Origin of the sequence: Roseateles sp. NT4 (assembly GCF_051857475.1) — a bacterium.
In the GTDB taxonomy this organism is placed as follows: domain Bacteria; phylum Pseudomonadota; class Gammaproteobacteria; order Burkholderiales; family Burkholderiaceae_C; genus Pelomonas.
On the sequence record NZ_JBPZGZ010000005.1, the window covers coordinates 226,370 to 252,784 of the forward strand.

The following is a 26,415-nucleotide window of genomic DNA, read 5'->3' on the forward strand; positions in this document are numbered from 1 at the left end:
TCGATCAGGTTTGCCCAGATAGCCTTCCAGCTGGATCGACGTGGCCGTGCAGGTGCGTTGCGCTGCGGTTGTACCGGCCCGCGATGACGACGCTTGAAAAAGCGGGCCTGAGCACGGTACGTTGGGCGATCCGTTTTTGAGGTGGGAAATTCCCCCTCGGTTCGGAAGCCACTTAATTTGCTCCTGAAGACCGCGGTCACGCGGTGCTTGGAAAGACTTGGATTGCCGATGCAGAAGAAGCGCCGCCCGTGTGTCTTGATGGGGATGCTTTGCATCCTATACGGCTCGCTGATTGCGCAAGCGCAGCCACCGATTGAGGCGGTTCAGCAGCCAGAGGCGGCAACGACGCGGATCGCAAAGCAGGGTAGTTTGACGGCTCCTGCCAAGCGGTTCGTAGTGTCAGCGGCCAACCCGCTGGCTGTCGATGCTGGCGTTGAGATTTTGAGAGCGGGTGGCTCTGCGCTGGACGCTGCCGTGGCGGTGCAGGCCGTACTAGGCCTGGTGGAACCGCAATCCAGTGGGATTGCTGGCGGCGCCTTCCTGATGCATTGGAATGGCCGCCAGGTGCAGACGCTTGACGGCCGTGAATCGGCGCCGGCAGCGGCTACGCCGGAGCTTTTCCTCAAAGCTGATGGCAAGCCCCTGCCCATGCGTGAGGCGATCATGAGTGGTCTGTCCACCGGTGCCCCTGGGGTGCTGGCCATGTTGGCAGAAGGCCATCGCCAACACGGCAAGCTTGCCTGGTCCAGGCTTTTTGAGCCCGCCATTCGCCTGGCGGAACAGGGCTTCACGATCAGTCCGCGCCTTTTTGAACTGGCCTCTGCCGAAGCTGCGTTGCGCACAGACCCGCAAGCGGGTCCTTATTTGTTCGACGGCAATGGTGCGGCCAAGCCGGTAGGAACCGTCCTCAAGAACCCGGCCTATGCGGCCGTGTTGCGCGGCATTGCCAAGCAAGGTCCCAAGGCCTTCTATGAAGGTCCTGTGGCCGAAGACATCGTGCGGCGCGTGCAGGGGCATGGTCGCCCCGGGCTGCTGACCACGGCGGATCTGGCTGCGTACAAGGCGCTTGCTCGCCCTCCGCTGTGCAATGAATGGCGCAGCTATCGCATCTGCGGCTTTGGGCCGCCCACGTCTGGTCATCTGACGTTGATGCAAATTCTGGGCATTCTCGAGACCCAGCCAACGGCAGTCTCATCCAAGGGCATCACGGTGGACTGGATGCATGCCTATGCGGAATCCGCCAAGCTCGCCTTTGCGGACCGGGCACAGTTCATCGCGGATCCAGCCTTCGTGAGTGCGCCAGGCGGAGACTGGCTCAATCTGCTCGCGCCGGACTATCTGAAGCAGCGTGGGGCGCTGATCGGAGTGAAGGCGATGGGCGTGGCCAGCGCCGGACAGCCTGGGACGGTGAGGCAAGCTTTTGCGCCACAAGCCGCGCAACTTGAGGCGGGAACCAGCCAAATCAGCATCGTCGATGAGGAAGGTCACGCTGTGGCTATGACCACCAGCATCGAGTCGGTATTTGGTAGTCGCGTCATGAGCGACGGTGGTACCGGGTTGGCTGGAGGCTTCATGTTGAACAACACGCTGACTGACTTCTCTCTCAACCCAGTCGGCGCTTATGGCAAGCCCGTGGCGAATCGCGTTGAGGCCGGCAAGCGACCTCGCTCGAGTATGGCGCCGACACTGGTGTTCGACCGAAGCGGCAAGCTCATCATGGTGGCCGGATCACCGGGTGGCCCAGTCATCATCCACTACGTCGGCAAGGTGGTGACGGGTGCGCTGGCATGGGGGCTGCCGGTACAACAGGCGGTTGATCTGCCGAACTACGGCCACTTCAACTCAGGTGCATTGACGGTTGAAAGGGGTGCACTGTCGGCCGAGCAACTCTCCGATCTGCGCAGCCGCGGCCATCAAGTCAACGAGACCGACCTGACCAGTGGTCTTCAGGTGCTAATGCGTGTTCCGGGTGGCTGGCTCGGTGGCGCAGATCCGCGTCGCGAAGGCGTGGTGCGTGGCGAATGACGATAGATGGCGACGCGCCAGGCGCTTCGACACGCCCCGATTTACTCTAGGCATTGCACTCCTGCGACGATATACGAGTTGCGATTTTTTTGCCAACTCCCATCGGTCCTTCGAGTGTGCGTTCTGTCCGGGCCGTTCAGCGTTTCATCGCTGATCTCTTGGTCATTGAATCGTTCCCCGGAAAGATGACTTCTTCGTCTTCTTTTCTTCTTTTGCTATGCCTACTCTTAGTCATTTGACGGCGTTCTCGTCTCCTGCAGTTGATCCCGTCGTTCCGAAGTTCAAAGTGCAGAGTCACCGGATCAGATGGATTGCATCCGTGGTGGCATCTTTACCTTTGGTGGCTTGGGCCCAGGTTGACTTGACGAAGTTGGACAGCGACATGGTGGGGCGCAAGTCTCACGTCGCGGTTCTTGGGACCATTCATCTGGGTGAGACGCGAGAAGCCTTCAAGCCGCAGTCGCTGGACAACCTGCTCAACAAGCTGGCCGCGTACAAGCCGGACACCATCACGGTGGAGAAGATCTCGGGCGAAGAGTGTGACCTGATCGCTCGCTTCGCCGAGAAGTACAAGAACGTCTCGGACTTTTGCCCCAACCCTGCTGTGGCGAGGGCGGCGACTGGTTTGGATGCTCCTGCGGCATCAACGCAATTGAACAAGGCTTTGAAGGAGTTGCCGGCGCAGCCCTCAGCAGCACAGCGCAGGCGACTGGTCGCTCTGTTTCTTGCCGCGAATGAGAGTGCATCCGCCTATGCGCAATGGCTTCAGCTTCCTGAGATCGAGCGCCGCGAGGGGGACGGACTGGATGAGAGCTTGATCAAGTTGCTCGCATCGATCGCAAAAAGCAAAAGTGAGGTGTTCTTGATCGCGGCACCTTTGGCTGCGCGGCTGGGGCTGCAGCGCGTGTATCAGGTCGACAATCACACGGGTGACAATCCCGATGTGCAGGATGAAGAGACGTTCGGTAAGGAAATCTCGACAGCCTGGAAGGCGGGTCGCGCCGAGATGAAGGAGCTGGACGAGAAGAGAGAATCTTTGACGAACGCTGACGATCTGCTGCCGCTCTATCGACTCATCAACCTACCCAGCTATCAGCGTGCGAACGTGGATCTCAACGTTCGGTCTCAGCTGCGCGCCAAGTCGACCGTCGGCTATCCCCAGATGTGGGTAGCCGGATGGGAGATCCGGAACTTGAGAATGGTCGCAAATATTCGGGAATCCTTCCGCGAGCGGCCAGGCGCTCGCGTGCTGTCGATCGTCGGCGCCTCCCACAAGCCATGGTTCGACAGTTGGCTGGGTCAGTTTCAGGGTGTCGAGATCGTGGATATCGAGGAAGTCCTGAAGTAGATCTCTCTGCGTGGCCGCAAGCCTGTCTAGCGGTATCCCACGGCTTTCACTGCCAATGCTGAATGGCTGTCGCTGCCGCGAACTCCGCGGCGGCGCGCGTTGAGCGTGGCTCGCCGCTGAGGCTCCAATCGACCCTTGGATGGCCCCCCCTGCGTTTTGTCTCGTCGGATCACCGGGTCAGCCGCAATGCAAGTGATCCTTGCAGTGATCAACAATGGGCTACGCCGGGGTTTGTTGTTAGGGTCCGGTGCGAGCCATCGGCGGCCATTGCCGAGCATCAGCGGGGGATCGGAATGGAGTGGGAGCCGGAGCCAGAGACACGACGCGAGCAAGAAGCTGAGCTGACCCTGCTGCGGCGAGCCTTACCGGGGCTGCGGCAGGCGGTGCAGGCGGATCGAACGGCTTTTGAGACCGCGCAGGCGCTGCAAGCGCAGACGATGTTCACGGTCTGTCCGAGGACGGCTTCGGGCATTCCCATCAATGAGGCACATGCCACGGGCCGGCCTTTTGAGCTTCGTGATTTCCGGGTCGATCGCCGTTTGGCCGTGTCCTGCGCGGAGATGCTCAGCCAGCGCGGTTGCGAGGTTCTCGATGTGGGGGAGTTCTGCATCACCGCCTCAGCGCCGGTACGGGTGATCGATCGGTTGTTCGGTACCGAGCTTCGGTTGGATCACGCGACGTCTGAGGGTGCGCCGGCGAGCTTGGCCTCTGGCTTGTATGTGTCGGCGGGCCGAGACTTCGCCGTATCAGGAAAGAGCTTCGACTTTCGGATCGATCACGTCGTGTTCGCACCAGTGCCGGTGTACCTGCAGGCACTCCCCGCGCCTCACCCTCCAGCCGCGCCATTTCCGCATCTGACCCTGGCGGATGTCGCTGATCGACTGCACGTCCCTCAACAGGGCAGCGATGCGCAGTTCAAAGGGCAGGGGATCAGATTGGCAATCCTGGATTCAGGGTTCTTTGCCGGGCATCCCTTTTTTACCAACCGTCCGCACAAGCCCTATTCGCTCACGCTGCAGAGCTTTCCTGGGTCGCGGGATCCGCATGTCGATGTCAGTGGTCACGGAACGATGATGGCCAGCAACGCGTTTGCGGTTGCGCCGGCGTGCGATGTCATGGGCTACAAGCAGACGCTGGCGCCGCAGGCGGCTTGCAGGGCCGCCAGCTTGGCTGGAGTTGATGTGATCAGTATGGCCTGGGGTTACCACCTCAGCGATGCGGCGCAGTTGACCGTGGTGCAGGCCGAAATCGAAGCCGCGATGCGGCGCGGTGTCATCGTGGTGGCCGCGGTTGGCAACAAGGACCTCAGATGGCCTGCGGTCATGCCGGACGTCATTGCCGTTGGGGGCATGTATTCCGATCCGCGCAGCGGGCAGTTGTCGCCCAGCACCTTTACCAAGCGGGCTGTCCATAACGGTCGGAATCTGCCGGACGTGTGCGGGCTGTCAGGCAATGCGCCTGCGGGGGTCTATTTGCCACTGCCCTGTCCGCCGGGGTGCGACCATGATCAGATCTTGGGCTTACCGGCCCATCCGGATGGCGATGGCCTGGGAACGCATGATGGCTGGGTGTACGCGAGCGGCTCGAGCAGCGCTGCGACACAGGTGGCCGCCGTGGTCGCGCTCATCCTGCAAAAAGGCAACGCGCTCGGGGTCCGCCATAAATTAGACCAAAAAAAGGTAAGAGAGATACTTCAGCTCTCGGCGATTCCAACCTCGATTGGGGGTAAAAACCCAAGCCAGGCACCCGGTTTGCCGGGAAATACCGGATCTGTCGCCGGGCTTGTGAACGTGGCCAAGGCGCTGGCCCTCGTCAACAAGGTGTGACTACACTCCCGCCATAGACAGACCGTCTGCTGCAATGCCTGTCACCGCCACACTCCGAGTTGTTCCGCTGGGCAACGATGCACCTCCTCCGGAGGTCATTCGGGACGCGGTTGCGCGGCTCAGGGACCTGGGCATCCGGGTCATCGATGCCGGCATGTACAGTGTGATCGTGATGATCGATCCGGTCCGCTTTGAGCGGATTCTTGGTGTCAGGGCGCCTGGCGAGGGCGAACTCCTGGCCCAGGACATCACGCCGCGGGAGCGCTCGCTGCAGGGCGTTATCGACCGCGTAGAGATTGCGCCGCCCGTCACATACCTGGATATGTGAACCGTCGGGGCGCTGGCGGCTCAGCTGCCAGGCGTCTTTTTGAGCGCGGCCAGCACGCTGTCACTGCTCAGGTCCACGCCAAACGCCAGGACAAAGATCCACAGCATGTCCTTGCCGCTGCCCACCCAAGCGTCTCCGAAGGCTGTGTAGGCGCCCACGACAAACAAGGCACCGAAGCAAGCGCTTTGCAGCGCCGCGGTGGCGCGGCTCTGTGCAATGAACTGGCGTCTGTCGTTGCTCCGCTGTGCGATCTCTTTTGCCGGATCGATCGGCAGCGAAGAGCCCAGTGTCTTGGGGTCTTTCGATGAACCGGTGACAGACCCGACACCTGCGCCAGAAAGCTCCTCGGGTTGGATGTCGATGTTGGCGGCCATGAGTCTGAGGTGCTCGGTGTGTTCTGGATCCGTGCCAGGCTTGCCCGCCCGGGTAGCGATCGCAAGCCCCACTGCCTTGAGCCAGTTGCCGCTTTCGATGGCGGCTGAGAGTTCCGGCGCTGGCGTGTCAGGCTCGAAGCTCTCGAGCGTCTCACGCCAAGCACGCCTTAGCTGAATCACGTCCAGCTCATGGGCCGGGTTGCCGGGATCCTCGATGCCTTCGGCAAACCGTTTCGCCGCGGCAGCGGAGACATCCCGAATCTTTGAAAAGCGATCTTTGATGTCGCCAAAAGCTTCCTGAAGCGCATCCTCAGCGGTGTTGCAGACGTTGTTGCTCAGAATTTGGGCAGCACCTGCCAGGCGCTGGACCTGCTGATATAGCCGATCAAGCTTGTGCAGGCAGACGACCGTCGCCTCGGTGGATTCTGCCGGGGCTGTGCTTGCGATCTCGGCCGCTGTTGTCTGTGCAAATGTCGTCAGCTCCGTGAAGGCGGACTTGGCCGTCTCGTTCATCGGCAAAGGATCAGGCGTGGCTTTCAGGTACTTCGCGAGATCGCTGGTGAAGCGGTCAATGCTTCTGGCCAGCTCCGGGACCCACTGATTGCTCACATTGTCGATGCATCGCTCCGCCTCTGTGAGGTTGCGACGATTCAGTAGCTCAGTCGCTTCGTTGACCTTGGCTTTGATCGCTGCGATGCCTTCTGTCAGAAAAGGCGGCAGCGTCCAGCTGAGGTCCACCATCTTGTGGACGTTCTGAATCTTGCTTGCGATGCCGAGCACCCGGCCTTCCAGGGCGTCTCGAAGCTTCTTGACCTCGTCTTCGACGGCCTTTGCGGCGTCGTTGAGTTTCTTGGGGTCATCTGTCTCCTGCACATCGGCCAGCTGCTGGAGCAGGTCGGTCATCGCGTTGCGAAACGGCTGATCCTCGCAGGCCTGTTTGGCCCTCAACACCGTTCTGCTGGCCACCGCGATTGCACCCTTGGCATCAAGCAGGGTTTGGCGCTGCGTGAGGTGGGTGCGAACGAACCACCCCACCAAGGTACCCAGCGCCGCCAAGATCAGAATGAGAAACGGCGAGCGATGTGCGCGGACTTCGAAGGGAACCGTCAGCGGTGCGGCCAACCACGGTGAGGTGATGGTGATGCGGCCATTCGTGGTTCCCAGCGGAAACTCGGCGACTGGAGCGACTTTGAACTTGGCGGGCGCTGCCTGGGTGGCAGCGGCGCCACCGGAGCCTTCGGCATCGAACCTGAGTGCGCCTGACGCAGCGTCCCCCTGGGCGGGTGGGTCATGCTGCTCCGACAGGGCAAGCTCGTACGCACCGATCTTTCCCGACGTTTCACTGATTTCGAGTGTGCTGGCGTACGGCTCGTTGCCCCACGGGTAGATCAGCTGAGAAACCACGATTTTTGTGTTCGCGCTGACGGTGGGCGTCGGAACAATCAGGCTGAGCGTTACGGGCTGCTCTTCCTTGGGCTTGCCCGTCGGAGCAATGGCCAGAGAAATCACATAGGTGCCTGGCTGGAGATTGGCCTTGGCGGTGACCAGAAGCGCCGCCCCCTCCGTGGAGGTGGCAGGCTTCGGATCGATCGTGAAGATTTTGAAGAGTTCGTCTGAACGAGCCCCCTCCTTGAAGACCACATCAAGCTTTCTGACGTCGATGGCCTTGCCTTCAGCCACGTTGATTGGGATGCGAACGACAAACGTGGTCCGATCCTTGGGCAGCAGCGCTTGATTGGTCCCTGCGATAAGGGTGATCAGCGGCGGATTCGGGTCGGCATGCGCCGGCTTTGCGGCGGCCAACGCAAGCACCCCGAGCAAGAGAAGTCGACGCCATGATGACGCCCTTGCTTTTGGGAACGCACCGCTCGCTGAGTGCCCCAAGCGAAGCCTTGACTCGGCTACGCGCTCGCGAGATGTAGACGACATGGAACTCCCCTTTGCGTGCGCTATCTAGGCCATGTTCGCCTTGCGCACTGAGGATCACTTTGAGTGCCGAGCGTGGCGATGTCAATGCGCAGAACGCCGAACTGGGGACGACGCCAGCGGCCAACGCTTGCCCTGCCAGGTTCGCCAGGAGGACTGTGCAAATCCGGCCTAACGGCATGCAGCGGATGGCCTCAAGAACTACCTCTTCTTTGATGGGGCATCCGGATGAAGCGGCCGCCCCGGGGAGGGCGCGGGTACGCAACTGAGGCTGCCGAATCGGCACGCAACGGCGCTCATCGGTTGGGGGCCGCGTCCTCGCCAAGACGGGCGTCATGAAAAGATCTTTTACCAAGGCTCTACGCAAGCCCGTAGCGCAAGGAACGCCATCGATGACTTAACGTCGATGCTGCTTTTCCATCCAGTCTCTCGCTTTGTCGAATCAAGGTGCTTCTTGATATCGCCTGGCTGAGATGGTCCCTCCCGTCTAGGAATTCATCATGTCTATGCGTCGTGCATCGCGGCGTTATGCCGCGACGACTTTGTTGTCGTGCCTTGTTATGCCAACGCTGTTGACGGCTTGTGGCGGAGGTGGCGATGCTGGAAGTCCATCGCCATCGCCATCGCCATCGCCATCGCCATCGCCATCGCCGTCACCTGCACCTGCACCTGCACCTGCACCTGCACCTGCACCTGCACCTGCACCTGCACCTGCACCTGCACCTGCACCCGCTCCGTCTCCGGCTGGGTATCCGGTAGCCGCCGCGATGGCCGCTTTCATTGGGTCTGCGGCTACGTTGCAGGTCTCAGGAACATTGACCGGCGGCGGTTTTCCGTCGCGGACAGTTGAGGGAACGGTTCAGCGATCGCAACCGGTGATGGAGACCTTTGAAGGGTTTTCAGGTCAGAGCAACACCATCACTTTCGATCTGATATTCAAGGATGGGACCACCGTAGTTCTGACTTCGCACCACGTCAACAAGGCGTATTACGACAGTGCATTCAATCCTCGTGGAACCTACTTTGACGGCTCGACGGAGGAAAGTGCCGACTATGCCGTGGTGAGCGACTTCTCGCCGCTTCCGGCTTCAGCGACAACCGAGGTGTCAGGTCCGTGGTATGTGCTAAAGCACTACAAGAGCAGCGCCAAAGGAACCGTCACGGGGACGACAACAGTCACGTACGCTTTTTCAACCACCGACGCTGTGGAGTTCCCCCGGTTGACGACCACGACCATCGTGAAGGACGGCAACGGTGTGACCAAAGAATCAGTTGTCTCGGTGTATTCCATCAGCAAGGCCGCAAGCAACGGCTCGATTGCGCCAGCCAAGCTCTTGACGGAGACGACGACCGTGCCTAACGGTCAGGTCCTCTATTACTCCTACGCGTAAGCGTTCTGCGGCGCCCGCCAAGATCGCGAGGTGACTTTGGGGCAGTGATGACGAGCTATCCCAGGTGGGGAACGTTGATCTCCCGGGGCGTCGATTGGCTTGGTCGGGTTGCGTTTGGGAGCTGGGATCTGGCATGAGGCGTTCGGCCAATGTCACCGAACGCATCGCCCTTTCAATTGCACAGCACCCGCTTCTCGGGAAATCGGCGCATCGTGGATGCGGGCGCAAGCAGTAGAGCGCCGTACATCGACGAGATTGCGTAGATGGTGAGCTGATTGATCTGCTGTGCTCGCCTTAGGCGCTTGTGTAGTTAACTTTGATTCGATTCACTCAATGAAGCCCGCGCTGTCTCTTGCTTTCCTCTCCATTCTTTCTTTTCTCGCAGGCGCCGCTCATGCAAGCGAGGTCTATGCTGGCTACGGAACTTCTGGCCTCCAACTTGGTTTTGGAAAAGCCCTGACACCCAGCTTTGGCGTACGCGCTGAAGCAAATCTGCAGAGCCTCGGTCAGCATTGGTCGTCGGACGATACGAGATACCAAGTGCGACTCAAGCTGCAACGCGTAGCCTTGCTGGGTGATCTGAGGGCCGCAGGCAATTTTCGGTTGACAGCGGGTGTCTTCCTGGGGTCTTCCTCCGTGAATGGCGAAGCACAGACGCAAAGCGGCACCATCAAGATCAACGGCCATGACTATGCGGCCGCAGGGGAGAGCCTGACGCTGAAGGCGCGCTTCCCGCAAGCCAGCCCGTATCTCGGCATTGGCGGTGGTCACTTCGCGGAGCGTGGCATCTCATTTCATTACGACCTGGGTGCGGCCTTCGGCCGTCCTAAGGTGGCGCTGACCGCATCGCCGGGACTGCTTGCGGCCGCAGGTCAGGCCAATCTGGATGCGGAACAGAGTTCGGCTCAGCGCAGCGCAAATCACTGGAAGGCGTTCCCGGTGCTCCGAGGCGGGTTCAGTTACAGCTTTTGAGCCGTCTGAGCCGTGATGTAGCCAGCATTGAACTGCTTGTTGGCGAACCGCGCCCGCCGAACTGTTTTTCTCAAGCCTCTACGACGAAAGGATGGTGACATGAGATCGAGACACGCTCTGACGAGACTGGCGCTTTGCCTGCAGATTGCTCTATTGCTCCAGAGCTGCGGTGGCGGCGGTAATGACGGACCCCAGCCGTCGCTCGCGGGTGAATCGCAGCCAGCCGCGGATCCGGTGATTTCGGCCGGCTTCTTGGCGGCGTCATCAGGGGACGGCGCAGCGCAAGCCCACACTCAGTCCGCGCAGTTGCTGCTCGGTAGCGCAAGCGTCCAACCTTCGGCGGATTCCAATCCAGCCGGGTTGGCCGAGGCCTTCGTGTACGTGGCCCAGGCCAGTGGCACTGCGGACAGTGTTCAGATCTATGTCGACAGGACGAGCCGCTCGAGACGACTTGTCGCGGGCGTCTATTCCGATGCCAACGGGCGGCCTGGAGATCTCCTTGCGCGTGGGCAAATTGATCAGCCTGTCGCTGGAGCATGGAACACGGTACCGTTGGCAGCGGTTTCCGTGACGGCGGGCAGTCGGTACTGGATCGCGTTGCTCGGGCCCTCGGGCACGGGTGTGCTTGCCTTCCGCGACAAGGCGAACGGGAGCGGTGATACAGCCGTTGTCAGTCGCCAGACATCGTTGGCAAACCTCCCTGTTTCGTGGACTTCGGGAACGGCCTATACCAACTCCCCGGCTTCGGCCTATCTGTCGGGCTCGACCTCGACACCGCCACCACCTCCGCCCCCACCACCGCCGCCGCCGCCGCCGCCGCCGCCGCCGCCGCCTCCTCCTCCTCCTCCGCCCCCGCCAGATACCCGCTCCTGTCCGGCGTATCCGGCAATGCCTGACGCCAACTGTGTGGGCGTGCCGGCAGGCTACCCTTTGTCAGACGTCGCAGGCAGTTTTTCGACCACCGGAAATGGCCAGGTCATCGACGGTCGGCGTATTGCTGGTGACCTGAACATCCAGCATGACAACGTCACCGTGGTTCGATCGCGCATCAAGGGCTTGGTGCATCTGAACGGCCATACGGGGGTTGTTTTTCAGGATGTTGATCTTGGCAAGGATGCTTGCCCAAGTTCCAAGCAGAGCAACGGCTTGCGGCTGATCAACGGTGACAACGGCTACACACTGATTCGCAGCTATCTCCATCACCATGACGACGATGTCCTCATCGTGGGTGGTGGTGCGCCTGTGCTGATTCAGGACAGCATCATTGCCAACACCTGCTTCTTTGAAGGTGATCACCTGGATGCCATCCAGTTCTACGATCCACGCGGCGTCGGTCAGCTGACGATCCAGCACAGCAGGATTGATGTGCGTCCGGTGAACTCGTCGGACAAGGGCAATGCAGCCATCTTCTGGGCGGATAACCCTGGCGCGGGATCACGCCTCGCCATCGCTGACAGCGTGCTTGCTGGGGGGAACTTCACATTGGCTCCCTACAACGCTGGCACGGGATCAGGTGTCGTGGTTGAGGTTCGCCGCACGCGCTTCGTGCGAGGGTCCTATGCCTTTGCGGCTTGCTACCTGGGAGGCAATGATCCCCAGAACCATTCGCCGACGGTGCCTTTCAACGGCCAGGAGGGAATCAAGTGGACAGACAACTCGCTCGATGACGGGACCCCATTGCAGTCCTGCCAGTGAGTTTTTGATCGTGCCGACCTAGGGCCTATGGCGTTGGGTCGGCGTCGCACCCTTGATGCCGACGATGACGAAAAAGATGGCGAGCCGTCGTCGCTCAATGCTGCGAGGCCTGCTCGATGCCCTCTCTGGCGCTGCACTGCCGTTCAACGGAGGGCGCCGCTCATGCGTCGCCAGTGGGTGCTCATTCGATCTTGTAGTGCGCCTCGATCTTTTTCATGAATGAGTCAAGGACCTGGGCGCGCCCGTCGTAAATTTCTTCCCATTCGGTCTCCTCGAACGCGAGCCTGAAAGCCTTCCTGAAGTCCGAATCAATGATGAAAGGCGGCGGCGGTCCTTGGTCGAGACGTTTCAGCTGTATGGCGACCGTGGTGCGCCCAATCTTCCTTATGAGGTCGATGCGCATCCACTTGCAGCTTGCAGCCCGGAACGACTTTCCATCCGGAGTGAGGTGGATTTGGATGGCGAAGTCCCCCTCACGGTAGACGCCTGGGCCCACGTCGTTGCTGTTCGCCCATGTGACGAGACCGGTCTCCTTTTTGACGACGTCCCGAACCGCATCGCTGTTCTGGCGTGGTTCGTCCCATGTGATGAGCTTCCAGCGGCGCGGCATCGTGCTCGCTCGGAACGCGCTGAATGTGGGGCTGCTCCCTAGTTCTTGATCCAAGTCAAGGTCCTGGGTCCGCTCTCTGACGTGTTCGAGGTCCAGCTTTGCCAGCAGCTCTTCTGTCACGCGGGTGTAGGAGCGCCGCGACAGAACCTTCCGAGCGTCGAAGGCGGGATCGTCAAGGTAGACCCCGAATTCATGTTGCCCGGTACAGCCAAGCGCGTTTCGGGACAGATTTGCTGAGCCGACGATGTGCCCGCGCCCCTCCGCCCAGAAGATCTTGCTGTGCAGGCGGTCGCAAAAATAGACATCGACACCAGCGCCGATGAGGCGCCTGACGCCGTCGGGATGTGTTGCGCCAGCCTTCGGCCAGCAGATCACACGAAGATTCTTTGGTCGCGGTGGCAGTTGGTCCAGCGCGCCGTATCCGACGAACGCCACGATGGCCCATTGCTCTTCGTCGCCCGAGAAGAGCGCGTGCAAGCGCTTCTTGATGGCTGACGAGCCGTTCAGGTATTCCACGTTTCGCGTCTCCTGTTGAATGATCCCGTTGCGCGCGCCTTACGCTGTGGGCGCAGGGGCGCCGGCACGTCGATGGCAGTGACTGCTGTTGGTCGCGAATCGCGACCGTGAGAATTTGAGTCGCGGCCGCACGGCTCGTTCAGGCGCTTCGCCTAAGGGGCACGCTTGTAGAACTTGGAGTCGACCTTCATGACCGGGAATGATGAGGGGAGGGCAGAGCGCCCGATCTCCAAGAAGCCGTTCTTTTCATAGAAGCGGTGTGCGGCAAGAAACGCGGCGGTTGTACCCAGGTAAATCTCTTGCAAGTGGCGCTCCTTGCTCCAGGACAGCAACTGCTCCAGCAGTTTGTTTGCGATGCCGTGCGCTGAGCCTCTGTGGCTCGAAGCGACAAACATCTTGCGCAAGGCCGCTTGTCGGTTACCAATATCCAGCAGCGCTATGGTCCCGATGACCTGCGACCCCTGAGTAGCGATCCAGAAGTTACCGGCACCGCGTTGGTAGAAGGTCTCGATCTGGGCGAGGTCTGGCTGATCTTCCCGCGTGATGGCGATGCCGAACTCCTGCTGCTGAATGGGCAGGATGAGAGCGGCCACGGCGTCGGAGAAGTCGGGGGAGAAAGGTTTAATTTCTGTCATGCAAGATGCTTCGAGCTTCGATGGAGGACGGTGGATCTTGGGGGTACGCTGTGGTGGTACGGTTAGACCAGGCGCAATGATGCCGAGCTACAGGCGCGTGACTACAAGTGTCAGAAGCCATTTCTCCTGGCTGTGGACCGTGGGCGCAAGAGGCGAACGCTAGCTTTGCGGCGTGCTCCTCCTGTCAGTCTCGATCTGTCTTGAAATGTCGTCGGAGTTCGACCAGCAACGCGGGAATTGACGGATGCGTGTGTTGCGCTGGATAGGCCAACGCCAGCCCGATTTGGAAGGGCGCATCTTGACGCAGTGGGATGTACGTGACTCCTGCACGCCCGATTGCGGTCAGCGATCGCGGGACCAGCGCGACGCCCTGGTCGTCGGCGATCAAACCCAATAGCACATGATGGTCCTGCGGCTCCGGTAGGCGGTCCGGGGCAAAGTTTCGTGCCCTGAACACATGCTCGAAATGATCGAAATAGGCCGGGTTCAGTGAGCGCCTGAACCAGAAAAGCGGCCCTCTGCCCAGGTCCTTGAGGTCGATCGTCCTTCTTTTCGCCAGGCGATGGCGACTGGACATCGCCACCACCAGCGGATCGTGGGTCAGTCCCTGAACTACCAGATCAAAGGTCGCCGAGGGGAGTCCGATGACAGCCGCATCAAGGCGACCGCGCACGAGATCCTGTATCGATTTCTGGGAGATTTGGCGCCGCAGATCAATTCGAAGCCCGGGCAGGCGTTGCTCAAGTGCGGGCTGAATCCATGTGAAAAGCCCTGCATCGACGACCGTGGTCAGTCCAAGGCGAAGTGAGGTTGGCTTTGACGTGGGTCCTGCCTGCGAGCCTCGGAATCGTGCCGCGAGTGCGTCAGCCTCGGCGATAAGTCCCTGGGCGCGCACCAAGACTTCCCGGCCCTCGACGGTCAGCTCCACACCTTGCCGATCGCGGATCAGCAGCTGCACACCAAGCGTTTCCTCAAGAGCCTGAATCTGGCGCGTGAGAGGGGGCTACGTCAGAGCCAGCGCGTCGGCGGCCTTCCTGAAACTTAAACCTTGGGCTACCGCGACGAAATAGCGGAGCTGTCGGAATTCCAGATGCTGCGTCATGTGCCTGCACTTGCTGATACCGAATGAGTATCACTTCAAAAGCATTGGCCGAGTTCGGCGGTCCTGCCTATCGTGGACGCACCCCAACGAAAGGATCTCCCCATGGAACCCTCACGCAACGCCCTCGGTCTGGATTTTCTTGCTCGGGTTGAAGGCCATCGCCGGGCTGGCATCGTCACTGCGCTGTCGGGTGTGGCCCCCGACTTGGCCAGGCTGGCCATCGAGTTCGCGTATGGCGAACTCTATCCGCGGCCCCACCTCGACCTGTGTCAGCGTCAGTTGGTGACTGTGTCGGCGCTCAGTGCACTGGGCGGGTTGGAACCTCAGCTTCGGTTTCATGCTGCCGGCGCGTTGAATGTCGGCTGCACGCCGCGCCAGCTCGTCGAGTTGATGATCCATCTCGTGATCTACGCCGGATTCCCAGCGGCGCTCAACGGCACCGCGGTGCTCAGGCAGGTGTTCGAGGAGCGCGGTGTTCAGCCGGAGACCAGCGTCAGCTCACCGGCCGGTGGGTCTGGAAGCAGCTACGACGCAGGTTTGGACGCGCTGAAGTCCATCGATGGCGAAGTTGGCGAGCGGGTCATTGCGTCCCTTAAGGACATCGCTCCCGATCTCGGGCGTTTCATTGTGGATTTCGCCTTCGGCCAGATTTACACGCGCGCCGGGCTCGACCTGCAGCAACGAGAGCTGGTGACAGTGGCTGCTCTTGCGGCGATGGGAAGTGCCTCCCCCCAATTCAAGGTTCATGCGCAGGGTTTCCTGAACGTTGGTGGCACACAGGAGCAGCTGATTGAGGTCGCCATCCATCTCTGCGCCTATGCGGGCTTCCCGCGTGCAATCAACGCGGCGCTGGCAATTCAGGAGGTTCTGAGCGAGAGAGGTGATGACCCGGCGAGCTGACGGCAGCTCGGCAACTCACGTGACGGCATGCGCGGGTATCCAGGACGGGAACGGGCTGCGAATCCTGCGACGTTCCGACGCATTTTCGATCTGCTCTATCGGCCATTGATCCAAACCAAGGCGTGGATGCGCCGTAAGTGGACAGGCATTTCTAGCCGCGTCCCGCACGCACCCGTCGCGCCAGCCGTACATGCGTCTGCGTCAGGCGGTAAGACGTCGGTTGATGGCGCTGTTGCCGGAGAGGCCCTCCTGAAAAAAGCCGACGGTGCAGGGTTTAGGCCCGGCGGCTGCAGGTGGTACTCGGTTTTCCTCGGCGAAGCAGGGTGTCAGGACTTGACAGCACGAACACTCGTACTTGCGACGATCTTCTTGCGTTCTTAGATTGCGCGCGTCTCCATATGACTTACAAGTTAGCTTCAGTCCGGCAATAGATTGGCTGGATCGGCGTTGTATGGGAGACGTCTTGGTTTTGTCCAAACGAAAAAGGTTGATCAATGTCCCATGTGAAATTTCGAGCCTGGCAGGTCGCAGCCAGAGTTTGCGCGACAGCCTTGGTTTGCACTTCGTTGTCGGCCTTTGCCGACGATGAGGTGCTGTCCAAGCTGCGAGCCATTCCGCGGATGAAGAGCGTCTCAGAACTCCCGTCGGACCTGCAAGGCACGCGGCGATTCATGTTGAAATTCGAGCAGCCTGTTGACCACGCGCAACCGGGCGGTGCCAAGTTTGTGCAGCGCTTCATGTTTCGGCATCGATCAACGCAGAGTCCAACGGTGTTCTTTGCGAGTGGCTATGAGCTTTCGAGCAACATCTCGGAGATCACGCCCTACGTTGCAGGTAATCAGCTGACCGCTGAATACAGGTTCTTTGGATCGTCGGTTCCGGCAGCCACGCCGTGGGACAAGCTGACCATTCGTCAGGCTTCTGACGACTTCCATGACATCGCGCAGTCGCTGCAGTCGCTGTACACCAAGCCCTGGATCCGGACCGGGCGTAGCAAGGGTGGAGCGGCCATGGTCCACTACGAGCGCTACTACCCGGCGGATGCAGCCGGAACGGTGGCCTACGTTGCACCTGCGGCCATTGGGGCCCCGGATCGGAGTTACCTCACCTGGTACCCCACGCTAGGTCCGGCAGACTGTCATGCCAAGGTGAACGCATTTGCGCGGGAAGTCCTGATCCGCCGCCAGTCGATGGCTGAACGGTATTTGGCTCAAGTGAAGGACGCGGGTGAAACGCTGACCTGGCAGACGGCAGACTACGTCATCGAAGGTGGCACCCGAGATCTGGTGTTCGCTCAGTGGCAATACGGTGGCACCAGCACTTGCGCCGATGTCCCTGATGCATCGGCTTCCGACGAAGCGCTCTTCCAATACCTGAGCGACACCGCCTACCTGATCGCCTACGACGATCAGGGACTCGCCGGAGATACCTACCTTCCGTATTATTGCCAAGCGGCCACGGAGCTGGGCTTCCCCGCACCCTGGACAGAAGGGTTTGACGATCTGATTCGCTACCGTGATTACGGGACGGACGCTTTTGCGCCAGCAGCCTGCAAGAGTGCCGGCTATCGGCCCTGGTCCGTCAGGGATGTCACGACTTGGGTCGCTACTCAGGGCACCAGGCATCTGTTTGTCTATGGTGAGTGGGATCCCTGGTCGGGCCATGAGTTCTCTGCCGATCCTCGCAAGGACAACCTGAAGTTCACGGTCTCTCAGGGCAACCATAGCAGCAGCATCTCGAAGCTTGCAGTGTCCGAGCGGTCGGCAGCGATCTTTGCGCTGCGTCGCTGGACCGGCGCGAACACGAGCCAGCAGGACATTGACGCAGCCGTGCGCGAGTTGAGTAAGGTTCGAGCTGACCAGCTCGAGGAGAACGAGCAACCGCTCAAGCGATTCGGCCGAGGGGGAGCCGTTCGCTCCTCGTTGACCAAGTAAGGCATGCGCGACGTCGTCTCTTGAACGCCCATTGAGCGTCTAGAGCGTCGTCGCGCTCTCTCAGGTCGACCAGCCGCAGCGGAGGAGCGCTGAGGGCGTCGCGCTGTGGAAAAGATTCGGGAGCCTTGCTCCGCTCATGGAACAGCGTAATTAGCGCGCCGGACGCCTGTGCCAGCGCTATGGCGAGAACACAGATTGACGGCGGTGACTTGAAGCCTGTCGTCCGGATCCTGATCTAGCCGACGTCGGAGTAGCTGCAAAAGTCACATCTGGCGCCTCTTGATCCGCATTTCGTCGCGCGCCGTATGGGATCTCGGGACCTCTGCGTACGATGCGGACATCCAGTTTCGAAGTGGTGAGGGCGTAACAGCCCGCCTCGCAAGAATGATGTTCGTATCGAAAGTCTTCCCCCTGAAACATAGGCTGGCAATCGCGCCAGCAATCGCGTTGGCCTTGGTGATGGCTGGTGAGGTGCGCGCCAACGGCCCAGGTGGGGCGGCGCGCAGCACGTCATCCGTTGTCAGCGGTGCGGCCGTCGCTGGAACATATCCGGTTGGCGTGCAGTTCATTCACTATCGTGACCCACAGCGTCGGAGTTGGGACGATACGGCAGATCGCCCTCTGAACGGTGTGATCTGGTTTCCCGCCGTTGCGGGGGCGCGGGAAACGCCATGGGAGGTTGCGGACTTCCGTTTGGGGAGAGTTGCGCAAGGCGCTGCGCCCGCAACGCCGACGGACACCCCTCATATCGGAACCAAGCTGCCATTGATCGTCCTGTCTCACGGTACGGGAGGTATTGGTGCAGGACTGGGGTGGTTGGGTGAGGCTTTGGCAGCACATGGCTATGTGGTTGCCGCACTGAATCATCATGGCAGCACCGGCGCCGAAGAAAATCCTCCTTTGCAAGGAACGTTGGTGTGGTGGGACAGGCCCCAGGATCTGAAGGTGCTGATCGACCGACTTCTTGCAGATCCGACCTGGGGGCCGCGTATCGATCCAGAGCGAATCGGTGCGGCTGGATTCTCCATTGGCGGGTATACGACGCTAGCGGTTGTGGGAGCGCGATTAAGCGGCGCGCAGTGGAAGGACAAATGTGATGAGAGCCCCGAGGCTTGTCGGCTGCCGCCTGAAATCAGCTCGCGCTTCACGACGGACGACGTGTCTCGCCTAAAGCGTGAGGACGTTCGCTTGCGCAGCGCTCTCGCTCGCATGGATGACAGCTATGCTGATCCGCGGATCAAGGCCGCGTTTTCCATGGCGCCCGTTATGGGAGCGGCGATGACCAGAGAGAGTCTCCGCGCGATCCGAGTGCCGGTAGAAATCGTTGTGGGTGATCGTGACGATCAGGCAGACCCAGCGGCAAATGCGCGGCCTATGGCGAACGCCATTCTCGGCGCCAAGCTGGTGATCCTCCCGGGTGTCAGTCACTACACGTTCCTTCCTGTTTGCAATTCTCGGGGGCAGCGAGAGGTCAAACTTCTTTGTGCCGAACCCGAAGGCCTGGATAGGGCCAGCATTCACAGAGTGGTGAGCGACCGAGCGCTCGGCTTCTTTGACAAGCACCTGTCGGGCAAATAGACGGACGACTGATGAATCGCCATCAATAGAAGGGCGTGCATTGCGTCCACCTCTTGTGGTCGCTACTAGGTGCAAAACGAACCGGGTTGCTACAGGACGCATCCCGTCGATGGGAGCGAGAGAAATGAGCAGGTGCTGATAGGCAGCTGGCTCTCTAACCTAGCGTTCTCGGCTGACGGCTAGCCACGACGGGCTGACCACTTCAGAGGCTGGTTGATCAACCGTTGTCGCGCAGATTCCAGCGAATCCGCACTGTGTAGATCGCGCGTTTCCGTGACTCCGTACGATGTCTCGTACTTGTGAAAAGTGACCAAACTTATAGATTCACGCCGTCATTTCGACAACTTGGAGTTCAGATGAAGTTGGTTCGCAAAGCTACCCTGGCATGCACGATCGTCGTCATGTCTATCGCTCCCTCGTTTGCCTTTGCTAGCACGACGTGGGACAGCATTCCAATTCCGCCTCTGTGCAAGTTCATTGGCAACCCTTGTCCCGCTCCGCGTTGACATCAGGGATCTGCTTTTCGAGAAACGGACATCCCTTCGCTGAGGCTGTTGCCTCACGTTGACGGTGGATGCTCAAGGCGCCTTGTATGCGCTGCTGTACAGCAGCTCATTCAAGGCGCGTTTTTCGTAGCGATCAGCTCAACGTCACCGCATGACTTGCGCTGGGATGAACGACAACCTTGAACGTTATCTGCTCGAAACCCCGTACGCGGCGGGGGCGCCGCCTTCAAACACAAGTGGTGCGCCGTGGCGTACCAGCTTTGCGTTCTTGATCTTGAACAGGTGGAGGGCACTGTCGTTCATGCTCTCGGCAAACAGGGTGCGATTGTCTTCAAGGAAATCGACGCCTTGCGCCCACCCTCCTATGTCAACCTCGTCGAGCACACGCAACCGGCGACGTTCGATGGCAATCAGGACCGCCTTGCTGTGAGTTGAATACAAGGGATCGGCCCGCTGTGTGGTGCTCATGTTCTGGATCGCCGCTGCCGCATAGAGCCCGTCCTGGCTGCAAGCGATACCTTCGGGAGAAGAGCCCACCGACACGGTATCGACAACGCGCGCTGGCGTCGCCGTGTCGATCAGACTGATCGTGTCTCGATCGCCCCTGACCCTGCCGTAGTTGGCGACGACGACCAGGCCGGTGCGGCCGCAGAACGACAGGGAAGCAGGCCAGATGCCGGCCGTCATTTCGCGCTCTGCAGGCTGCTTCAACGTTTGACCATCCCTCTTGAACAAAACTACACGCCCAGCCTTGGCAAGCGTGACGAGCAGGCTGCCATCTACAGGGTTTAACGCAGCTCCCATCGGGCCCGATCCGGTCTCCAGGGAGATCACCTGGATCACTTCGACGCGATTGCCGTTGATGGCGACGAGGCTGAGCTTGTCTTCATTGACATGGGTCACCACGGCCAGCTTGCCATCGGGGCTGAGCGCAATGGACGTGGGCGTGGCGGACAACTCCAGGGTCTGGAGTACGCGGGGCGGTGACGCAGCCAGGTCGAAGACCGTCAGACGGTTGTCCGGCACCAGCTCCGAAGGTCGTTCCGGGTTGAGACGACGCGATGACACGCTGATGGCCATCTCAGCTTGTGTCGAGATCACGATGCTTCTGGGTGAGCCCTGAAAGCTGATGGGCGCCGGGACACGGCCGAGCAGCATGGGTTTGCCGTTTGAGAATCGATAGAAGGCGGTCGTGTCGACTGGTGGGTTGGGCACCATGACCAACTCTCCGTCTTCCAACCTGGCCTTGGCATCCAGCCCAATCGCGACTGTTTGCGCCACCGCTGTGCCGCAGACGAGGGCCGTGATCAGAACTGCATGGAGCGCATGGCGCATGGCCTCCTTCCCCAGGCTCGGGCTTTCGCATGAACGCTTTTGCCATGGCACGGGTCGATCTGTACTGAATCGGTCTCTCAGTGCTGAAGAATGGGCATGCGCGGCGTACCGCAGCCCTCGGCGGCGGAGATTGCGCAGTGAGATGAGAATTGAGGCTATAGGACGTTGATGCGAGTGGATCAGGCGTTTGATCATGTGTAGTGTTCGTGGCTAAGCTATCGATAGCTGCCTTCATGCGGAGATCGTGTGAACGAAGTGCATGACCGGAATGACGCCTTCGGCGAAGTGGGAACCTGACGGCGATCGTCGTGCATCGATCATGCCGGACCTATGCGCATGAGTGCGCACGATGTTGCCGTATCTTCTCGCCCTTCTCTGCATCGAGAGGCAGCGGCTGCATCAAGAGTACGAACCTTCGTCACTGAACGGACTACGGCTATTTGTAGTTTCGCCGCTTTTGCGGTACGGGATATGAGAGATGTGCGATGAGCGCTCTAATTGCAGTTTGGAGTTCAGTTGGATGATCGGCGTCGATTCGGCCGGAGAGAGCGCGTCAACGCAGGACGTGCTAAGGCATGTGCACAGTATTAGCTCCCGTTCACGAAAGCTTCTCCAGGCGGAGGGTGCTCGTTCTCGATCGCTTGTCGGCTAGTCACGCTAACTGATTCATCAGTACGAAAGTTCGTACTTGCCAGCGATTTAAGTTATCTCAAACTCCGGGTCGTCATTTCGACACTTGGAGTTCTACATGAAGTTCATTCGCAAAGCCGCCTTGACATGCACGATCGGGGCAATGTCAATTTCTCCGTCGTTCGCTTGGGCTTCGGTCGGCTGGGACAGCATCCCGATTCCTCCGCTGTGCAAGTTCATCGGCAATCCCTGCCCCACTCCCCGCTGAAGTCTCGATCCATCTCCAGCAAGTTGGCTCGGCTCGGGTTGATTTGCTGTTGACGACGAAGCGCATGGCGCCTCGGACGGGCTGCTGATCAGCAGTGCGTCTTCGAGGCGCCTTTTATTTGCTCGGGATCCATCTGCCGAATCCAGGATCTGCCGCTAGAGCGCTGCATTGCGGAACCGGTTGCTCGGGAGTTCTCGCGAGACTTTCTGAAGTCCATACGAGAGTTCGTAGGTTTTGCCGCGCGTAGACGAATGGCACCCCCATCGTCGGTCCTGAAAGCGATAGCGTCACGCGTCTACTTACATTGGAGATCGAAATGGGTTCATGGGCGAAGGCGCGGGCATGGTCTCGGGTGGTTGCTGTCGTGATGTCGGTCGTGTGGGCCACACCGGGCTTTGCGCAGTCCGCGCCGCAGGCCATTACTGTGGGCACTGAATTGCCCCGCATGGCACAAATGAAAGAAGGTCCGCGCGTTTACGTCCGCTTCCGTGAGTTAAAGGGTGTGACGCGACCTCTGGACATCTGGCGGCGTGAGGTGAAGTTCGAGACGGTGGGAGGCGAGAGGCGGCTGCACATATCGCAGTCGTGGACTGGCCCTGTCGCGGCGCCAACCGAGCTGCGGTTAGATTCCTGGTTTGGCGCTACTGACTTCAAGCCGCTGACGCATGAGCGGTTTCTCACTCGTGCCGAGGAGAAGCGCAACGAGGGCTTCCAGTTTTCACCGTCAGGGGTGACGGGGCTGTCCACGACGCCAGAGAACACTCGCGCCGGCTTCACTGAGATGTTCAGCGAGCCTGCATTCAACTTTGAAACTGACATGGAGTTGCTCGAGGCGTTGCCGCTGGCAGACGGCTGGCGAGGGCGTGTGATGTTCTACCACCCGGGTGGTGGTCCGGCGGCGCCCTACGTGTTTACTGTGGAAGGCTCACGCCCGCTCCCGGGCGTCGCCGGCACGGTGGATTGCTGGCTGGTAACCCTGGCCGCTGAGAAGGCCGATGGTGGCCGAGCGTCGCGCTTTTACGTCGATAAGCGGAGCCAACAAGTACTCCGTGTGGAGCAACCCTGGACGGAGGGGAGCGTCACGGTGAAGGTAAGGCTGTACTGATTGAGTAGGTGTGGTGATACCGCAGAGGCGAGGGTGTTTTGCGCAGCGCGCGCGATGACGGCGAACCTTGGATGCGCGGACTCTTAGTTCGCCGTAGGAACCCATAGAGTTGTCCGATACGAGCTTTCGTACTTGTCGCGATTCGCCGTCGCTCTAAATTAATGCTGTCGCCTTTGACACTCAATGGGGAAGTTATGAATTTTCTTCGCAAAACAGCGCTAGTTACTACAGTTGCAGCGATGGCTGTGGCGCCTTCTTTCGCCTGGGCAGGAACAATGTGGGACAGCATCCCCATTCCACCTCTGTGCAAGTACATCGGCAATCCCTGTCCTCCTCCGCGCTGACGAACTCGACCTAACCTCGGCGGATGATTTGCTGTTTCGAATCACGCGCTGAAGGCAAGACTGAAGGCCCGCGTCGCCCTGCCATTGCCGCTGACAAGCGGCTGGTGGCGGGGCGTATTTTTTTGATGAAGCAGAGGCGATATCTGCTCTTATGTGAGGGCGGGGCAACGTCCCCGCAGTTGATGGCGACTATTTGCTTAGCGCCGGCCGCGCGGGCCTGATCGTCGGCGGCAAGTGGTGAGCATGGCCCTTCCCGTTTCTGGAGATCGCAGCCTGGTTCCAGTGAGGAGGCGATGTCCTTATGACCTAGAGGCTCAATCAGGATCGCTCGTTCGGCGGTAGACCTGCGTATCGCCAACTTCCCATGAAATCCCACGATCCCGACTCATCTCGTAGATGACCTTCAGGGTGTCGGCGGCTTGGTGACCTTTGGTGGGAAGTCGTCTCGCTTCGGTTTCATGGAATTCCGGTCAACCGCGGACCGCGGGACGATTTCTACCTTCACCTTCTTCGACGATCTCAACGGGATCACGATCCTCAAAGGCAGACTGCACAGCTTCGACGACTCGCAACTGCATCGCGGCGTCCTGCAAGAATTCGTACTCGCCCATCAACTTGTTCGACACCTGCCAGCGGTTGTCCTTGACCGCTCTGATGATCCGTGTGGCGTCCTGGTTTGGCATTTCCACCAGGTTCTTCAGTCGATCCGTGGCATGGTCAAAACGGACGAGGATTCGCGCCTCGTTGGCCATCTCGTGTGAGATCGTTTTTTCGACAAGCGCTGCCGTGTAGATGGCGTGCTGTGTCAGATCAGGGAAGCGCCACGCGTGCGACGCATCGTCATAGGCGTCGAAGTGGAAATTGGTCGGTGTACCGTCTTCTGCCACGTATTCGTTCCCAAACCTGTACGCATCGGCGTATCGATCCATGAGTGGCTTGGAGAACGTCTCAAGGACCTGGTCGTAAGCTGTACGTTCGCGCGTCGAGTTGGTGATGGTGGTAGAGACCGGCAGGATGACGCCGACGGGTATCGCACCATCCCGCTGCAGTGTGTCGTTGATCAGGAATCGGTGAATGCGGCCGTTGCCGTCCCGCATCGGATGGACATAGACGAACCCGAAGGAGATCACGGCAGCCCGGACAAGCGGTGACGCTCCCCTCGTGGCTTTCTCAAATACCTGCAAGCCGCGCAGCATGCCCGGCGTGTCCTGATACCGCGGCCCAACGTAGTGAACGATGTTTTGGTACATCCCCGCTTGGCCAACGAAGATGGGCGAGCTTCTTAAGCCCATGCGCAAGGCGTCCTCACCCAAAATGCCCTTTTGGAGTGTTTCGAGCGAGGCTTGGTCCAGCGGGTTGGTGATGCGACCGGAGTGCTCGGCGATCACATGGGCGAAGCGCCTGATGCGATTGGCTTTGTCGGCTTCTCGCTCGATTTGGAAGCTCGCCTGCGACTCCTTGAGCGTAAGCCAACCAGCACTGCGCATCAGCACATCCGTGCCGAACTCGACGTCCAGCTTATCCAGCTCGCTCGTGGTGTCGAAAGCTATAGCTGCTTCGAGTTCTGGAGAGCGTCTCACAAGCGGGCAGAACGCCGGCGTCCCAGGCAGGTTGTCTTGAACACGCCATCGACGGTTGCGTTGGATGTCCGTGCGGGTGAAGTACTGCTCTGAGGGCACTGCAGGCACATAGTTGCCTGCCGGGCGGTCAGGCGCATCCAGCACTTGGCCAGTAAGCCACTCGTAGAGGAAGCAGGCCCTGCGGGCGTACTGTCCCAGCGGTTCCTTGGCGATCCAGGCTTCAAGCTCTGCGGGGCCGGCCTTTGAGAACAGGCGTGAGAGGAACTCAAGGTGGACCTCCTCGTACTTCAGGCCGAATTCAAAGTGACCCTGGAAGCTGTCCTCTGGCGCATACGAGGCTGGAAAGATCCTGAGGACCTGCTCTGGTGACTGGTTTTCGCTCCGCGTCTTGCCAATGAAGGAGGCGACGCGCAGCCGCTGCGCTGGGCGGACTTCAAAGTCCTGGGCCAGCTTGCCAAAGCCAATAGGGTTACCAAATTCGGTCACCGAATCCTCTAAAACGCTTACGAACCGCATATTTTTGATCAATATGCTTTTTTCGGCAAGACGTTAGATGCCTGTACCTCGATCAAATCGCTTCAGGGATGCGAAATCCCCATACGAATGCATCGCCGGCGTCAAAACTGCTTATGCGGCCAGGCGGGTGTACGGGAGAAGCTGCCCGTGGCGAAATGCATAAAGGCTCTTCTAACGAGCCGCCGAGGAGGTTTTGTTACAATTGCATACGTCCGCGGCCAACGCAGGCCAGACGGCTATGACGTGCCCATCACACCATCTGGCGCCGGAGTCTGCTCGCCGGAGCCGGACACGGCAGGCGGACCTCACACTGGTGACCGACTACATCAGGTGACGAGGGGAACCGTGCAATGGCCGATGCAGTCGGTCTTGAAGCACTGCCGCCGGGACTGCGCGCGGCGTCAAGGTCGGCACATCCAAGACCTTACGGGAGCATTGAGACGTGCCGTCCGCCCGACAGGCCCGTTGGGCCGCTCGTCTCATCGCACTGAATGTTGTTCGGAGATCGAGGCGCGACGCTGAAAGGCTGCTTTCGCGGATTGGCAAACGGTTGAATTGCAGGACCTACTTCGGCCAAAACTGAATGCCAATGCAGTCCTTGCGTTTGGCGTCGGACTGAGCATCGTGTCTGCTGTCGACCTGGGGGCATGTGCCTGTGTGGTGGTGGTCGAGTCGGCGCGGTTCGCGGAAACTCACGCCCACATGAAGCAAGCGCTAGGCGCGGAAGCGCCTGCACAAGAACCAGGATTTGCCAGCGTTGGGCATCGAAAGCTGCTTTTGCCAAAGCCTCGGAGATGGCCACCGCGGTCAGGGCCAGAGTCTTCGCCGCGTCTTATCTTGAGCGCTATCTGCAGTCAGCGTGAACAGACAGCAGTCCATGTTCGCGCCGATAGGAACTGGCAGAGATGCCGATGAGAGGGACCGCCGGTGCATGCGGACAAACCGCAACTCGCGGGGCATGCTGAAAGTCA

The 26,415-nt window shown here is 60.0% G+C and carries 19 protein-coding genes and 1 pseudogene; 12 read left to right on the plus strand and 8 right to left on the minus strand.

Annotated features, from left to right (window positions below; genetic code table 11):
- Positions 1-177: 177 nt before the first annotated feature.
- The 4 genes from ACS5PN_RS26915 to ACS5PN_RS26930 all read left to right on the plus strand — a co-directional run bounded on the left by ACS5PN_RS26915 (position 178) and on the right by ACS5PN_RS26930 (position 5,527).
- Positions 178-2,025, plus strand: coding sequence for a gamma-glutamyltransferase family protein (locus tag ACS5PN_RS26915; RefSeq protein WP_439467115.1), 1,848 nt, complete (start codon positions 178-180; stop codon positions 2,023-2,025).
- 361 nt (positions 2,026-2,386) lie between these two features.
- A complete protein-coding gene (locus ACS5PN_RS26920; protein ID WP_439467116.1) occupies positions 2,387-3,373 on the plus strand; it encodes a DUF5694 domain-containing protein in 987 nt (328 codons plus the stop codon).
- A gap of 293 nt (positions 3,374-3,666) precedes the next feature.
- Positions 3,667-5,199 (plus strand): S8 family serine peptidase, encoded by a 1,533-nt coding sequence (locus ACS5PN_RS26925; protein ID WP_439467117.1) that lies wholly within the window; start codon positions 3,667-3,669, stop codon positions 5,197-5,199.
- Between the two features lie 34 nt (positions 5,200-5,233).
- Positions 5,234-5,527, plus strand: coding sequence for a hypothetical protein (locus tag ACS5PN_RS26930; RefSeq protein ID WP_439467118.1), 294 nt, complete (start codon positions 5,234-5,236; stop codon positions 5,525-5,527).
- Between the two features lie 20 nt (positions 5,528-5,547).
- On the opposite strand, the gene ACS5PN_RS26935 is transcribed toward ACS5PN_RS26930, so the two are convergent.
- Together ACS5PN_RS26935 and ACS5PN_RS26940 are read right to left on the minus strand one after the other, a co-directional pair.
- Positions 5,548-7,704, minus strand: coding sequence for a hypothetical protein (locus tag ACS5PN_RS26935; RefSeq protein ID WP_439467119.1), 2,157 nt, complete (start codon positions 7,702-7,704; stop codon positions 5,548-5,550).
- 681 nt (positions 7,705-8,385) lie between these two features.
- Positions 8,386-8,556 (minus strand): hypothetical protein, encoded by a 171-nt coding sequence (locus tag ACS5PN_RS26940; RefSeq protein WP_439467120.1) that lies wholly within the window; start codon positions 8,554-8,556, stop codon positions 8,386-8,388.
- Positions 8,557-8,705: 149 nt separating this feature from the next.
- Here ACS5PN_RS26940 and ACS5PN_RS26945 point away from each other — a divergent pair, with 149 nt between their 5' ends.
- From ACS5PN_RS26945 to ACS5PN_RS26955, 3 genes are all read left to right on the plus strand, one after another.
- On the plus strand, positions 8,706-9,218 hold the full coding sequence (locus tag ACS5PN_RS26945) for a hypothetical protein (RefSeq protein WP_439467121.1): 513 nt from the start codon (positions 8,706-8,708) through the stop codon (positions 9,216-9,218).
- A gap of 333 nt (positions 9,219-9,551) precedes the next feature.
- Positions 9,552-10,190 (plus strand): hypothetical protein, encoded by a 639-nt coding sequence (locus ACS5PN_RS26950; RefSeq protein WP_439467122.1) that lies wholly within the window; start codon positions 9,552-9,554, stop codon positions 10,188-10,190.
- Positions 10,191-11,078: 888 nt separating this feature from the next.
- Positions 11,079-11,885, plus strand: a complete 807-nt coding sequence (locus tag ACS5PN_RS26955) for a hypothetical protein (protein ID WP_439467123.1) — start codon at positions 11,079-11,081, stop codon at positions 11,883-11,885.
- A 181-nt stretch (positions 11,886-12,066) separates the two neighbouring features.
- Here ACS5PN_RS26955 and ACS5PN_RS26960 read toward each other — a convergent pair whose 3' ends face one another.
- From ACS5PN_RS26960 to ACS5PN_RS26975, 4 genes and pseudogenes are all read right to left on the minus strand, one after another.
- Positions 12,067-13,011, minus strand: coding sequence for a phospholipase D family protein (locus ACS5PN_RS26960; protein WP_439467124.1), 945 nt, complete (start codon positions 13,009-13,011; stop codon positions 12,067-12,069).
- 152 nt (positions 13,012-13,163) lie between these two features.
- Positions 13,164-13,646, minus strand: coding sequence for a GNAT family N-acetyltransferase (locus tag ACS5PN_RS26965; protein ID WP_439467125.1), 483 nt, complete (start codon positions 13,644-13,646; stop codon positions 13,164-13,166).
- A 184-nt stretch (positions 13,647-13,830) separates the two neighbouring features.
- Positions 13,831-14,574: a LysR family substrate-binding domain-containing protein gene (locus ACS5PN_RS26970; RefSeq protein WP_439467205.1), complete on the minus strand. Its 744-nt coding sequence runs from the start codon at positions 14,572-14,574 to the stop codon at positions 13,831-13,833.
- Positions 14,563-14,748, minus strand: a pseudogene (locus ACS5PN_RS26975) (LysR family transcriptional regulator); the annotation flags it as partial. The pseudogene ACS5PN_RS26975 and the gene ACS5PN_RS26970, both read right to left, overlap by 12 nt.
- Before the next feature lie 102 nt (positions 14,749-14,850).
- Between ACS5PN_RS26975 and ACS5PN_RS26980 the strand changes: the two are divergent.
- The 3 genes from ACS5PN_RS26980 to ACS5PN_RS26990 all read left to right on the plus strand — a co-directional run bounded on the left by ACS5PN_RS26980 (position 14,851) and on the right by ACS5PN_RS26990 (position 19,160).
- The gene (locus ACS5PN_RS26980; protein WP_439467126.1) at positions 14,851-15,648 is read left to right on the plus strand and encodes a carboxymuconolactone decarboxylase family protein; all 798 of its coding nucleotides are present in this window, start codon (positions 14,851-14,853) and stop codon (positions 15,646-15,648) included.
- 494 nt (positions 15,649-16,142) lie between these two features.
- Positions 16,143-17,582, plus strand: coding sequence for a hypothetical protein (locus ACS5PN_RS26985; protein WP_439467127.1), 1,440 nt, complete (start codon positions 16,143-16,145; stop codon positions 17,580-17,582).
- Positions 17,583-17,861: 279 nt separating this feature from the next.
- The gene (locus ACS5PN_RS26990) at positions 17,862-19,160 is read left to right on the plus strand and encodes an alpha/beta hydrolase family protein (RefSeq protein ID WP_439467128.1); all 1,299 of its coding nucleotides are present in this window, start codon (positions 17,862-17,864) and stop codon (positions 19,158-19,160) included.
- A 692-nt stretch (positions 19,161-19,852) separates the two neighbouring features.
- On the opposite strand, the gene ACS5PN_RS26995 is transcribed toward ACS5PN_RS26990, so the two are convergent.
- Positions 19,853-21,001: a hypothetical protein gene (locus ACS5PN_RS26995; RefSeq protein ID WP_439467129.1), complete on the minus strand. Its 1,149-nt coding sequence runs from the start codon at positions 20,999-21,001 to the stop codon at positions 19,853-19,855.
- Positions 21,002-21,749: 748 nt separating this feature from the next.
- Between ACS5PN_RS26995 and ACS5PN_RS27000 the strand changes: the two genes are divergently transcribed.
- Both ACS5PN_RS27000 and ACS5PN_RS27005 read left to right on the plus strand, forming a co-directional pair.
- The gene (locus ACS5PN_RS27000; protein WP_439467130.1) at positions 21,750-21,899 is read left to right on the plus strand and encodes a hypothetical protein; all 150 of its coding nucleotides are present in this window, start codon (positions 21,750-21,752) and stop codon (positions 21,897-21,899) included.
- Positions 21,900-22,215: 316 nt separating this feature from the next.
- A complete protein-coding gene (locus ACS5PN_RS27005; protein ID WP_439467131.1) occupies positions 22,216-23,004 on the plus strand; it encodes a DUF3108 domain-containing protein in 789 nt (262 codons plus the stop codon).
- Between the two features lie 814 nt (positions 23,005-23,818).
- On the opposite strand, the gene ACS5PN_RS27010 is transcribed toward ACS5PN_RS27005, so the two are convergent.
- On the minus strand, positions 23,819-25,456 hold the full coding sequence (locus tag ACS5PN_RS27010; protein WP_439467132.1) for a Fic family protein: 1,638 nt from the start codon (positions 25,454-25,456) through the stop codon (positions 23,819-23,821).
- Positions 25,457-26,415: the final 959 nt, after the last annotated feature.